Genomic DNA, 14,127 nt, shown 5'->3' with positions numbered 1-14,127 from the left:
AGCAGTTAGCGTCGTAAAGATCGCTCTGCGAATGTAGATGACGAAAAATGCGCCCCAGGGCGCATTTTTTAGCTTTGGGCATTCATGCCTCTTACGCACAAAGCGGCTGACTGAACTGCATCTGATAGAGCCGCGCATACGCGCCGTTCTGTTGCAGCAGCTGCTGATGCGAGCCGCGCTCCACGATTCTCCCCTCTTCAATCAGAAGAATTTCGTCTGCTTTTTCAATGGTTGAGAGCCGGTGAGCGATGATCAGCGTGGTCCGGTTCTGTTGCAGCGTCTCCAGCGCAGACTGAATTGCGCGTTCAGACTCGGTGTCCAGGGCCGAGGTCGCTTCGTCGAGGATCAGAATCGGGCTGTCGCGCAACAGGGCGCGGGCAATCGCGATGCGCTGACGCTGTCCACCCGACAGCAGCACCCCATTTTCCCCAATCACCGTATCCAGTCCGTTATCCATTTTATTAATGAATTCCATGGCATGAGCCATCTCTGCCGCCTTTTCAATTTCCTCGCGGCGGAAGACGTCGGTGCGGGCATAAGCAATGTTGTTGGCGACCGTGTCGTTGAACAGGTGAACATGCTGAGAGACCAGCGCCATCTGCTCGCGCAGCGAGGCCAGTGAATAATCACGCAGGTCATGCCCATCCAGCAAAATTTCGCCGCTGTCGATGTCGTAAAAGCGCGTCAGCAGGCTGGCGAGGGTCGATTTACCCGAACCGGAACGGCCGACCAGCGCCACGGTTTTACCGGCGGGAAGGGTCAGATTGATATGCTGCAGCGCCGGTGTTTCCGCCTCCGGATAGGTAAAGGTGACATCGCGAAACTCCATAGAGCACAAAGGCGAGTGCGGAGGAGGCGAGCAGTTGAATAATCGGATCGGAGAGCGAGGTCGCCGAGACCATTTTCATTCCCTGGTGACGCATTTTGTTGCTGACCTGGCCGAAGCGGTCGGTCTCAACCTGCTGACCGCCGAACATCAGCACCTCTTTATGGCCTTTCAGCATCTGCTCTGCATGAGAGGTCACCTGCCTCATGGTGTTCTGCATATTTTTGCTGATGCGGCGGAAGCGCCGGGAGACGATGCGGATCGCCAGCGACAAAATGGGAGCCAGAACCAGCAGGATCAGTGAAAGCTGCCAGCTGTAGTAGAACATCATGACAAACAGGCCGAGAATCGAGGCCCCTTCACGTACTACCGTGACCAGCGACCCGGACGAGGAAGACGCGACCTGTTCGCAGTCGTAGCTGATACGGGAGAGCAGCGTGCCGGTTGATTGCTGATCAAAGAACGATACCGGCATGCCCATCATGTGACTGAACAGCCGACGCCGCAGGGTCATGACCACTTTGCCTGACACCCAGGAGATGCAGTAGCTGGAGATATAGCCGCTGACACCGCGGATCAGGATCAGCCCGATAATCAACAGCGGCATCCAGGCCAGAATGCCGTGGTTATTTTTGCCAATCACATCGTCCAGCAGCGTCTTCAGTAACGTCAGCATAAACGGGTCTATAGCAGCATTGACGATCAGGGCAACACCCGCAACCAGCAGTCCCAGCCTGAAGGGAGAAATTGTCGGCCACAGGCGACCAAAGGTTTGTCTGGTGGAGAGATCGGTATCAAACATGGCATGCATCTTACCGTTGTGAACAGACGGATGATGTTATGTTAAACCGCATCAACCAACAGGAAACTGCCTCATGGTCAATGATGCTGACCATTCCCAAATGAGACTGGCACATTCATCTCAGCATCGAGGCGGAGATCACTCTGTCATTAAAAGCATTATGTCGTCTTAACAGCAAACAGTGTGATATCCGGTAAATTGCGGCTAACAAAGCGGCCCGTGCCAACCATTTACCTTAAGCTGAAAATTAGTGGTTAATAAAAGACACCCTGCGGCAATCCCCGTTAATCCCTCTTATAATTTATTGATTAAAATTAATGATTTACGCAGACAGATCTCACTCCAGGCATAGTCCGAATCTGGTCAGATTCACCCTTTTCGGATGGACGACCGCCTGAAAAAAGACCATCTTTTAATCAAAAGACAGCAGGACGCTGTTCTCTCCGGCCGCGAACAAAACAATTAAAATATTCCCCGCATCAGGATCTATTTATGCACACAGAAATTATTAATATCTGGCCACACGGTGATGCGCCAGGCGCCAGCGACTCCCGCGCCGAACCGCAGATTGTCGATATGGCAAAAGAGTATGAGCCTTACGATCGCGCCGCTACCGGCGTGCGTTGCCCGGAGATGGCGATCTGGCATCCGGTCGAATCCAACGGCATTACCCTGCTGGTTGCACCGGGCGGTGGCTATCAGCGTGTAATGATCGATCGTGAAGGCAGCGCGCTGGCGACCTTCTTTACCTCCATGGGCTATACCCTGGCGGTCATGACCTATCGTCTGCCCTACGACGGGCATCACGAAGGCCCCGATGCGCCGCTGGCCGATGCACAGCGTGCGGTTCGCGTCCTGCGTGATCGGGCGCAGCGTGGCCTGAACGGTAAATACATTGTGATGATGGGCTTTTCGGCGGGTGGCCACGTGGCAGCCAGTCTGGGCACGCGTTTCGCAGAGAAACTCTATCCGGTGCAGGATGGCGCTGAAAACTTCTCGCCGCGTCCGGATGCGATGGTACTGGTCTATCCCCTGATCAGCATGCGTGACGGCATCGCCCACGAAGGTGCCAGAACCCGCCTGCTGGGTGCGTGGCCGGATCAGAAAACGATTGAAGCCTACTCAATGGAAACCCGGGTTCATCCGCTGGTGCCGCCGACGCTGTTAATCCACGCCGCCGACGATGATGATGTCTCCGTGAATCACAGCATGGCGTTTTTCGGCGCGCTGCGTGAGCACAAGGTTCCGGCAGAGGTGCATTTCTATCAGAAAGGCGGGCACGGATTTGGTATCCGTGGCGTGGCAGATTTGCCCCTCGCCAGCTGGCCGATGTTAGTGACCGAGTGGCTCAGGGCAAAAACCTGACGTTACGCGGCGGGCGGAACGTCTTTGACGTTGCTATCCGGCGGACTGGCTTCATTGCTGGTCGCCGGTGCCGCTGATGGTGACATCACTTTGTCCCAGCTGTTTTGCAGGCTCTTCACGTTGGTTTCTGCTTCGCCTTCCGGCTGAATCAGAACCATCATCAGCTCCTGCGTCAGCTGCTGGCGCAGCTCCTGGTTCAGCTGTTCACGGGTCAGGCCGGCCAGGAAAGTCTGACGCAGCTTCTGATACTGCTCAGGCGCGATATCAACCACGGCGTTCTGCTGCGAGCGCAGGCGCTGACTCATCAGCACATCGGTGTCGGTACGGGCATACGTGGTAAACAGCTTGTTCAGCTCCAGCAGCTTCTGCGCCATCAGCGCATCAAACTCCTCCTGCGGTAAACCTTTATCACGCACGTTTGCCAGCTCACGGGCCACCAGATTCATATTCTGCGCCAGATTTTCATTGCGCCCATCCAGGTTGATGGAACACTGCGCACGCTGGTAAAGCACACGGCAGTCAAATCCGACCTGGATGCCCTGTGCCTTGCTGTCGCTGAGTGCACGCTGCACATGCCAGAACAGCGCTTCACGGGCCAGATCGCCCTGCCAGTAACGCTGCAGATTTTGAGAGTCACGGATCGGCTGCCACGGCGTATCCCACACCAGTGAGAGGCGATCCTGGGTCATGTTGCTGCTGACCAGATTCACCGGCTCGTGCGGCAGCGGCGACAGGGTGGGCAGTGGCGCAGGGGTTTCACGTTTGCCGGTTAACGCCGAGAAGGTTTTGTTAATCTGTTCAGAGAGGTTACGGCTGTCGACGTTGCCTACCACGTAGAGCGTCATCGCGTCCGGGGTGTACCACTGATGATAAAAATCGCTGAGCTGGGTTAAATCAACCGGCGCACGGGGCTGTGCAGCGGGATCGTGCGCCAGCAGCGCGGAGCCTTTCAGTCGGTAGCGCCACCAGACATCCTGCGGATCTTTCGGCCAGGTCGCCACCGGATCGGAAGCGGCCAGCGCGGTGTTAACCACCTCTTCAGTGATCGCCATATTGCCTGCCGTGGCTGCCAGCCAGTTCAGCGCTTCTTTCAGCAGCTCGGGGCGGTTATTCGGCAGACTCAGATTATATTGGGTGGAATCATAGGAGGCGATGACGGGCGGCAGCGGATGCTGAGGATCCATCGCCTGTTGCCATAGCGCGCGCTGCTGCTGCGTATCGAGCGCCGTGTTATGCACCATCGCCAGACGCGACAGCAGATGGCTGAAGCCGGTCTGTTGCGCACTTTCCACCAGCGAACCGGTGTTCACCACCAGCCGCAGTTCAATGCGGTCACTGGGGCGCTGCGGTGTGGCCAGTAACTGCCAGTTAAATCCATTATCCAGCTTGCCTTCCTGCCAGGCCGGATCCGGTTGCAGCGTTTCTGCCTGGAGACCAAAGCTGCCTGCCAGCACTAATCCACCAACCAAAAGCCGAATTCTGGTGCCCTGCATGTGAACCCCTACTCAAATAATTCAAATATCGTTATCACTGGCGCATATTGCCGCTGTTATTAACGAATCGGCTGGCGCCGAATCGCGCTGTTATCCAACAACAGAGTGTTTGACCACAGGAAGCTCAGGATGTCGCGCAACGAAGTGAAAAACGTCAAAAAAAACAAGTGGGGTTCATTATGCAAATGCCCGCTGTCAGGGCAAGCGACAGCGGGCATTTGTGGGGATTTAAGTGAAATTCAATGATTAAATTGAAGATTCAGACGCTTTATTCTCCTTATTACGGCCTGCCAGCGTGTCGGTCAGCTGTTTATGATCCAGCTGATCGACCCACTTCGCGACCACCACGGTCGCCACACCGTTACCGATCAGGTTAGTCAGCGCACGGGCTTCGGACATAAAGCGGTCAATACCGAGTATCAGCGCCAGACCCGCCACCGGCAGATGTCCTACCGCAGAGAGCGTCGCCGCCAGTACGATAAATCCGCTTCCGGTTACCCCCGCTGCGCCTTTCGAGGAGAGCAGCAGCACTACCAGCAGCGTAATCTGATGGAAGATATCCATGTGCGCATTGGTCGCCTGAGCGATAAATACCGCCGCCATGGTCAGGTAAATCGAGGTGCCGTCGAGGTTAAAGGAGTAACCGGTGGGGATCACCAGCCCGACCACTGATTTCTTACAGCCCAGTTTCTCCATCTTATCCAGCATACGCGGCAGCGCAGACTCGGAAGAGGAGGTTCCCAGCACAATCAGCAGCTCTTCTTTGATATAGGCAATGAACTTAAAGATGCTGAATCCGGCAAACAGACGCGCAATCAGCCCCAGCACGATCACCACAAACAGCACGCAGGTGATGTAGAAGCAGATAATCAGCTGGCCGAGCTGCACCAGTGATCCCACGCCATACTTACCGATAGTAAACGCCATTGCGCCAAATGCTCCTATCGGTGCCAGACGCATGATCATGTTAATGATGCCGAAAATCACTTTTGAGAAATTTTCAATCACGTTGAAAATCAGCGTGCCGGTGTTACCCAGGCGATGCAGGGCAAAACCAAACAGAATGGCGAACAGCAATACCTGCAGAATGTTGCCGCTGGCAAAGGCGCCAATCACGCTGTTAGGAATAATATCCAGCAGGAAGGGAACGATGCCCTGCTGTTCTGCCTGCTGGGCGTACATCGCCACGGCTTTGGCGTCCAGCGTGGCAGGATCAACGTTCATCCCGGCACCTGGCTGCACAACGTTCACCACGATCAGGCCGATAATCAGCGCGATGGTGCTGACAATTTCAAAATAGAGCAGGGCTACTGCGCCGGTCCGCCCTACCGCTTTCATGCTTTCCATGCCAGCAATGCCGGTCACCACGGTACAGAAAATCACCGGGGCAATAATCATCTTGATTAATTTAACAAAGCCATCTCCCAGCGGCTTCATCTGAGTCCCTAACTCCGGGTAAAAATGGCCTAACAAAACGCCGATGCCAATCGCCATCAGCACCTGGAAGTAAAGGCTTTTAAAAAGTGAGGTTTTCATAAACAGGTGTCCACTAACGCCGTGAGGTGATGTTGTCGGATTCGTTATTGTGACTGGCGGGCAACAGAGGTGGCGCCTGACAGTAACCCGAAAATAACACTCTGTTTACGTGATTAATACAGGGTGACAAACGCCCAGGAAACCCTGGGATCGTAATTCTGAACTGAAACGCTTCAGCAAGGGGTTTTGTAACTAAAATTCTCGCAAAATCAATGAATCAGGCAATTATTGCGGCAGTGAGGAGTTTTCGATCCACGTCTGGTTGAATCGGCTCACCGGCAGCGCTTCCGCATAGAGATAGCCCTGACAGATAGCGATACCGCGCGCCAGCAGCCAGTCGCGCTGCTCTGCCGTTTCCACGCCTTCGGCAATCACCTCAAGATGAATAATCTCGGCGATGGCCGCCACGATGCGGACCATGGTGTCGTCATGCGGCAGTGCCGCCACAAAGCTGCGATCCATCTTCAGTTTGTTAACCGGCAACGCTTTGAGCTGATGGAGATAGTTCAGGTTGGAATAGCCCATGCCGAAATCATCCAGCGCCACCGCCACGCCGGTCTGCTGCAACAGTCGCAGCATCGATATCGCCTGTTCCGCATCGTCAAGCTGAGCCGTCTCTGTCACTTCCAGCACCAGGGTACCAGGTGCAATGCGGTGGCGCGCCAGCAAAGATTGCAGATGAGAAACTACGCCGGTATCCCGCAGTTGAACCGCGGAAATATTCACACTCAACGGCAGCATAATGCCCTGTCGCTGCCAGCCAGCCAGAATGCGGCACGCCTCTTCAAACACCCAGCGGCCAATCGCGCTAATCACGCCAATCTCTTCGGCACTGGCAATAAACTCTTCGGTCAGACCGTAACTGCCATCTGGCTGGCGCATACGCAGCAGCGCTTCTGCGCCGGTTAACGTGCCGGTGCGCATATCCACCTGAGGTTGCAGGTAAAGGGCGAACTGCTCATCGTGCAGCCCCTGCAGAATGTCATGCTCCTGCGTCAGACGCTTCTGGGCACGCTCGGTCAGCGCGGCGTCAAAGAACAGGATCTGATTTTTGCCCTGATGACGGGCCGACATCATCGCCGAGGTCGCGCGATCAAGCAGCTCATTCGCGCTCAGCGGCCGATCGTCGCGCAGCGCCAGACCGATACTGACGTTAGGACGCAGCTGCAACTGATGCAGGTTGACCGGCTGATTCAGGCGAATCATCAGGTTGCGCGCCAGGCGCAGCGCACGGAACGGATTACTGGCGCGCTTCATTAACAGCACGAAGTCGCTGACACCGGTCTGTGCCAGCAGGGTATGGTCATCCAGCGTATGCCGGATCTTCTCCACCAGCGTCAGCATCAGCGTATCGCGCTGCTCATCGCTCAGTACGCCGTTAGCTTCCTGCAGCGTTTCAATGCGGATCACCATCAGACCCAATGGCTGTTCAGGGTTGCACATAAACTGCTCGACCAGCGCCAGAAACAGCGTACGGTTAGGCAGATCGGTGACGGCAAAATGGGTAGTCAGCCGACTCATCTCGTCATGAATCGACTCCAGCACCTGCTGATTGCGGTTGTAGCTGCGGATCAGCATGCCGATTTCGTCATCGCGGTGGCTCTGCGGCAGGGTCAGTTTATGCGTCAGAATCGACTGCGGTGGCAGCTCCTGCAATTCCCGTGAGAGATTGCGCAGCGGATGCACCACCAGCCGGTTGATGCACCAGCTGATCGCCACAGAGAGGATCAGCGCCAGTAGCAGGTAGGTGATGATCATGGTCGAGAGCGTGCTAAGGATAAACTGGTAGACGCGCGTCGAGTTAGCCTGCAACACCAGATAGGCCAGCGGCTTCGGCATCCCGGTATTTTCCACCGAATAGAGCGGCAGGGTAATCTGCACCGGCAGCTCAAACAGGCGGGCCACCAGAAGCGGCACCGGTTTTTCCGTCTCGAAGTCGGCGTGCAGGGCCTGGAACGCATTCGGCAGCACCACATCGGCGCGCGATAAAATACCGGCTGGCTTCAGTGAATGAAGAATGCGTTCGGCCTGAGAAATATCGGCACGCAGCACCGCTTCCGACAGCGGCTGGCGGACGGTGTGTGCGATATTCTCCATCTGCTGGGCATAGTCAATCCTGCGCTGCTGCACAAAATGAAACAGTTGGATGACGATAAAGATACTGATGGTGATAACCGCAACCAGCGAAACTGTCGCCATCTGCTTTATCGTAAGTGATCGGCTTACGCGCAAAAAAATTCTCTCCCGACGATGAAAAAAGCCCAGATAGCAGACAGGACAATGCCCGCCAGTATATCCCATAAACTGACTTTTTTACCGTCTGAAAAGTCCTGCTTTTTCCCGTTCCGTGTTATTTAAAATCTGCGTAAGGGATCAGCGGCTGTGGCGGCATATCGAGATCGCCTTCCCAGCCGTCGGCAGCATAGCGCACATAGAGCAGACCATGACTCGGGGTGTAATCCTTCGCCTGCTGAATATCGACACCCGCACCAATAAACCAGTTCGACGTCAGCCGTCGCTCAATCACTGCCTGCAGCGTATAGCCCGTACCGCCGCCGGAACTGCTGGCAGAAGACGGATTACTGGCCAGGGTATAACCCGGATTAACCGGATAACGCTGCTGCGCACTGGTTTTCGAATGGGACCAGGAGACGGAGCCGCCCAGATCAAACGACCAGTTCTCTGTCCGCTGCCGCCAGGTCACCGGCACGGAAAAAGAGAGATACTGCTGCGGACTGTAGTAACCGCCCTGGCCGAAGGTGTAATCGCTGAGATCCTTCTGATAGTGCCAGAGCATGCTGTTCAGCCCGACGGTCGCACGGCGGTTGTCGCTGTTGATGAGCTTGTAGTAGTAGCCGCCCATCAGCCGCTCGCGGCTGTTATCGGCGACATTTTTACCGGTGATCTGATGCGCACTGATGTCGCCCCAGACGCCATGCGCCCCGCCCTGATCGTAACTCAGCCCGATGCTGCCGCCCGTGGCCACTACGCCGCCCCAGCTTTTGCCACCATTGGCGGCGGGATCGCGCGTCCCGGCATAGGAGAGCAGCGAACTGGCGATCGGCCTGCGTGAGGCAGTGAGTGTGACGCCGAGCTGTTTCACATCGGTTTTCCAGCTCAGCCCGCCGGTCCAGTTCGTGACTTCAAAACCCAGCGGCGTAGTACCGAGGTCAGCCGACCAGGTCGCGTTATGCCAGCCAGCGGCCAGCGCCGTACCCTCATCGCGCTGGCGGGTCTGACGACTGCAGCCGCCGGAATTCGCATCGTCACAGCTGCCAAACAGAGCGTCGATGTTGCCGTTTTGGGTGGTAAAGGTGCCTGCGGAGACATCCACCCGATCAAGACGGACAAAGCCCCGGCCATCAGCAAACGGACGTTCCGCCTGCAGCATGGTGGTGTGCGCCGTAAAATCAGAGATGCCGCCGGTGCCGCTGTTGCGTGAATAGTCCTGCTGCACCGTCAGCGTGGTCTGCTGCTGACGATAAAGATCGGCCGTGTCGCTGCGCAGGCTGCGCTTCAGCCAGTCATCCTGGGGATCGTTGCGGGTTGCACGGCTGATATTGCCACTGCTATCGATACCGCTGGCCGTCATCGCCTGACGATAGTCTGCCAGTGCCTGTTCAGGCTGCTGCTGCGCGCCCTCCAGCCGTGCCGCATCACGAAACACCAGTGTCTTATCCTGCGAAGGCGGCAGCGCGGCGGCGCGCTGTTTCAGATCGGTAAACTGCGCAGCAGCCCGCGTGGTTTCACCCACCGCCCGCCACGCCAGCGCAACACGGCGATCCGCATTGACACTCGCCTGTACGGGCGGCTGTTGCGCCAGGGCCTGGCGGGCTTCGCTGTTGCGCTGCAGGGCAACCAGCGCTTCGATTCGCCCCAGCGCCGCATCGCCGTTATCCGGCTGGCGCGACAGCACCTGCTGATATTCCGCCAGCGCCTGCGGCGCTTCACCACGTTCCAGCGCCCAGTCGGCCAGCATCAGGTCTCGCCGGGTAGAAACCGGCTGCTGCTCAAGCAGCGTCACCGCTGCCTGCTCCTGCCCGGCGGCGCGCAGCGCCTCAGCCTGGGCAAAGATCTGATCCTGCTTCAGGCGGTCAGCCAGCTCGCGCATATCGCTGCTCCACTGCGCGTCGGGCAGCCGATGCAGCGTGGCCATCGCCTCGCTGTTGTTATCATTGCCTGAGAACCAGAGTGCGGTCGCATAAAGCGCGGTGGCGTCCTGAGGGTGCTGCTGCGGCAGTGCGCGCATTACCGCATCCGCCTGCTGTCCGGCTCCGCTGTTACGCAGTGCGCCTGCCAGCCGGTAACTGAGCCAGACGTCATCCGGTGACAGCTCGCGCGCCTGACGATATTTCTCTGCGGCCTGCGACCAGCGCGCCTGCTGCGCCAGGGCATCCGCTTCCGCGCGCAGGCTGTCGCTGCGCAGCGTCCGGATCGTGTCGGCCAGTGCGCGCTGCTGTGCAGCAGGTAAGGTATTGATGAAATCCATCTCGCGGGCGGGCGACACCGTCTGATACAGTCCCGCCAGCCGACGCACCGCGGTGATATTAGTGCCATCCAGCCGTCGCGCGCGCTGCCAGAACTGTTCAGCCGCCGCCGTCTCTTTGCGGGCCATCGCCACATCGCCCAGGCCAATCAGGGCATAGCTGTCGCTGCTGTCATACGTTTGCGCCGCGCGATAGTGCTTTTCGGCAGCATCAATATCGTGCTGTGCCAGCGCTTTATCGCCCTGCTCAATCGCCAGCCAGTAGCGATTGCTCTGCAACAGTGACTGCCATTTGCCGATTAGCGTGCTCTGCTGGCCCGCTTTGATGGCGCGTTCCAGCCACAGAATCGCAGTCTCACGATGGCCCGCGCGGGCCTGGGTCTGTCCCATCGCGCCCATTAATTCGGCATCATCGGGATTCGCTTTCAGCGCCCGGTTAAGGGTCGTTATCGCGTTATTCACATCGCCTGCGTCGACCAGCGCCAGCGCCCGCATCCTTTCCCGATAAGCGGGATCGGCCAGTGTCGTCTGCTGCTTCGCGAGCGCCTCTGCGCCCTGCTGGTACGCATCGCCCTCAGTGAACACGGTCAGATAGGCTTTAAGCTGCGCCACGCTGCTGTCGCTGATCGGCTGACTGGTGATCTGCTGCAGCCAGAGGTCGGCAGCAGCGGCACGCCCGCCGTTGCTGTTTACCAGCTTTTTCAGCTGCGCTATCGCCTTTTCTGGCTGCTGCTGATTAAACGCCATGCGTGCAATTTGTAGCTCAACCCCGATATTGCCCGGATAGCGCTGTTCCAGTGCCTGAAGCTGCTGATAAGCCACACTCTCCTGGCCGGGAAGGCGCGCCAGCAGCCGCCAGTACTCCAGGGCGGTATTGGGATCGGGGAAGACGCCGTTAAACAGCGCATCATAAGCGCTTTTCGCCTCGGTCAGTCGCCCCGAGGTGGCAAGCAGACGCGCCTGCTGTAGTTGCTGCCGTCCATCGGATGAGGTCAGCGCCAGGCCGACAGCTGATTCGCGCGTCTCTGCCGAATCAGGTGCAACCTTTTTCAGTTGATCCAGCAGCAACTGCGCGCTGGCGATATCGCCCTGGTGCAGTGCCAGCCGCAGACGTGCCGCCAGCACCTGGGGATTATCGGGATCGATTTTCTCCAGCCGATAGAGCGACTGCTGTACCAGATCGTATTTGTTGGTCGACTCGCCGGTACGGACCTGGGTCAGCAGCCAGTCGACCGGCGAGACTTCCGATCCGTCAGCGGCGACGGCCATGCCCGTCAGCGCACTTAGTGCGCCGAGCAGCATGCCTGTCCGCAATAACTGAGCGTTATTCATCTTCATCCAGTAAACGACGACGGGTAATAATTCGCATCAGACGCCATGTCATCAGCGCGAACAGCACCACCACAAAGAGCGCACAGAGTGCCAGCCAGAAGGGATGTGAAGAGAGCAGCGACCAGAGACGCTCCCACCACGGCAGATGGCCGACAAAGTAGGTCTCTCCAACGCGCAGGCTGTTGACGCCCGATTCACGGATAATCGCCGTGGAGCCTGAAATCGCCTGGCGTTTGCCGCTGTCAGCCAGCGCCTCATCAAGCAACTGCCAGCTGCGCGGACTGCCATCGGCGAGCAGCGCCACCACACTGCGCTGATCGTAAAACGGCGACTGGAAACCGATCACGGTCGCCAGCGGGCCGCGTGACCCAATAGCCGTAGTGCTTTCCGCTGCTCTTTCAGCCTCGCTCAGTGGCTGAACAGGCTGAGAAACCCTGCGCGCCGGGGTTTTCAGCCAGCTGGCGGTGGCATCAACCAGCGCCGTGATCCGGCGGTCATCCTGAAGATCTTTGGGGATATCGCCGATCATCAGCAGATCCGCATCCTGCTTTTTCGCCGTACCCCAGTCATCGGTAAGCTGCACGCGCAGCGCCGGATAGCCGGTCTGCGCGCCCATATTGCCCAGCGCATTCAGCAGCGTACTGACCTGCTGTGCATCGGGATTGGGCTGGACCAGCACCAGCGTCTGGGCCAGATCGGCGTAGCGACTGAACGGGAAGCCCGCATTCGCCCAGCTCTGCAATGAGGGCATTTCGATGTAGTGGCGATAACCAGAGAAGTCGATGCTGGAACTGTCGTCCACCACAACATGGTGTCCTACCGGCGTCACGGTTTCACAACGCCCGTCGGCGGTGCCACCCATAAAGGTATTGGCATAGTCAAAATCAAAGCGCAGCTGGTTTACCACGCCCAGCCGCAGCGCCGGGATCAGCAGCTCATGATTCTTGTCCATCATTCCCTGAATCAGCGGAATATGCAGCAGTTGCTGTCCGGCGGTGTTTTTCGGCACCAGCGGGTAGTCCTGAATAAACTGATTATTCAGGTTAACGGCCAGCCGTGAGCCATCCGGGTGGACAGGCGAGGTATAGCGATAGCTCAGATCCATATCGATACCGCGCGCCCGTACCAGGAAGAGATCGGGCGGCAGGTTCAGCGTCAGGCTGATCGGGTTGGGCTGCAGACCGTCGGACTGTAACTGGTTTTCATACTGCGTCAGCTCAGCAAATGTGGTGCGGCGATCGGTCCGCACCCAGTTTGGCGCATCATAGGGCTGACGCGGTGCCAGCAGTGTGACGCGGTCGACGGTCGCGCTGTCGCCGCGCAACAGCAGCTCACCCTGCGCAATCCCCTGCACCGCCGTCAGCAGATCGTCGTCGTTGCGTCCCAGGATTAGCAGCATTTTTTCATAAGGACTGTCAGGCTGGCTTACCATCGCCACGGTCGGCTTCATCACCGGCGGCAAATTTTTCAGGAAATCCGGGCGTGCATCGTTGGTGGCAAACACCACCGCATGCTGCTGTTGCGGCAGCTGATTGTAGAGCACCGGAAAATGCTGTCCGCGCCAGGCGGCTTTGCTGCCGAACCATGAGGCCAGGATCGCGGCGGCACGCTGCTGGTTAACGTCTGGCCGGGCAGCAAACACCATCGGCAGAGTCAGCGGTCGCGTGTCGCGCGTATCAAGAAAGGGCTCCGGGAAATGAGACAGGTCATTTTTCAGCGGTAGCTTTTGTAGCGTCAGATCCAGACCGCTCTCTTTGCCGATATCGAGCCAGATGGTGCTGTTAGCCGGATTTTCACAGATGTTGGCGTAGTGACCGACCAGCTCAAAACGCACGCGGTTAAAGTCGGTGATAAAACGGGGATCGATCGCCAACTGCACCTGATTCTGTTTGCCAGGCTGTTCCGGCGTCAGGGTGATCAGGCTCACCAGCTCATCATTGAGATAGACTTTCAGCTGCGACAGCGTGGGCAGCAGCGCAGGCGACGGCCGGTAGCTGAGATTAAGCAGCGCACGTGTCACCACCTCATCACTGCGCACCCCAAACTCGATCTGCCCGCTGGGGCGCGTTCCGCTCAGCGTCATGCTGCCCGGCGGCGGGGCCAGCTTAGCAAAGCTCAGCTGACTGCTACGCAGCGGCGCGGCAGGCTGCTGCGGCAACGATTGCACCGCCGTTTCTCCGGTAGCCATGACCGGTGCACTCTCCTGCGCCACGGCACTGCTCAGCGTTGCCGAGCCCAGCAGCAGTGCAGCGACCCACCTGTTTATTCCTGTTGTCGTCATATCATC

At 57.8% G+C, this 14,127-nt stretch carries 6 protein-coding genes and 1 pseudogene; 1 reads left to right on the top strand and 6 read right to left on the bottom strand.

Annotated elements, in window-relative coordinates; translation table 11 throughout:
* Positions 1-91 precede the first annotated feature (91 nt).
* A pseudogene (locus FA92_RS18385) lies at positions 92-1,637 on the bottom strand (ABC transporter transmembrane domain-containing protein).
* A 483-nt stretch (positions 1,638-2,120) separates the two neighbouring features.
* Here FA92_RS18385 and FA92_RS18380 point away from each other — a divergent pair.
* Positions 2,121-2,993 (top strand): alpha/beta hydrolase, encoded by an 873-nt coding sequence (locus tag FA92_RS18380; RefSeq protein ID WP_013359660.1) that lies wholly within the window; start codon positions 2,121-2,123, stop codon positions 2,991-2,993.
* 2 nt (positions 2,994-2,995) lie between these two features.
* Here the strand turns inward: FA92_RS18380 and FA92_RS18375 are convergent, their stop codons facing one another.
* The 5 genes from FA92_RS18375 to bcsB all read right to left on the bottom strand — a co-directional run bounded on the left by FA92_RS18375 (position 2,996) and on the right by bcsB (position 14,121).
* Positions 2,996-4,486 (bottom strand): pitrilysin family protein, encoded by a 1,491-nt coding sequence (locus tag FA92_RS18375; RefSeq protein ID WP_033734794.1) that lies wholly within the window; start codon positions 4,484-4,486, stop codon positions 2,996-2,998.
* 246 nt (positions 4,487-4,732) lie between these two features.
* Positions 4,733-6,022, bottom strand: a complete 1,290-nt coding sequence (locus FA92_RS18370) for a dicarboxylate/amino acid:cation symporter (protein WP_013359658.1) — start codon at positions 6,020-6,022, stop codon at positions 4,733-4,735.
* Between the two features lie 225 nt (positions 6,023-6,247).
* A complete protein-coding gene (gene hmsP / locus FA92_RS18365; protein ID WP_033784408.1) occupies positions 6,248-8,254 on the bottom strand; it encodes a biofilm formation regulator HmsP in 2,007 nt (668 codons plus the stop codon).
* Between the two features lie 118 nt (positions 8,255-8,372).
* A complete protein-coding gene (gene bcsC / locus FA92_RS18360; protein WP_033784407.1) occupies positions 8,373-11,840 on the bottom strand; it encodes a cellulose synthase complex outer membrane protein BcsC in 3,468 nt (1,155 codons plus the stop codon).
* Positions 11,833-14,121, bottom strand: a complete 2,289-nt coding sequence (gene bcsB / locus FA92_RS18355) for a cellulose biosynthesis cyclic di-GMP-binding regulatory protein BcsB (RefSeq protein WP_033784406.1) — start codon at positions 14,119-14,121, stop codon at positions 11,833-11,835. The genes bcsC and bcsB overlap by 8 nt, the downstream gene beginning before the upstream one ends.
* Between the last annotated feature and the right edge of the window lie 6 nt (positions 14,122-14,127).

Origin of the sequence: Pantoea sp. 9140, from assembly GCF_000745295.1 — a bacterium.
Classification (GTDB): domain Bacteria; phylum Pseudomonadota; class Gammaproteobacteria; order Enterobacterales; family Enterobacteriaceae; genus Pantoea; species Pantoea vagans.
The sequence above is the reverse complement of the archived record's forward strand: the minus strand, read 5'-3'. Positions and strand labels throughout refer to the sequence as shown.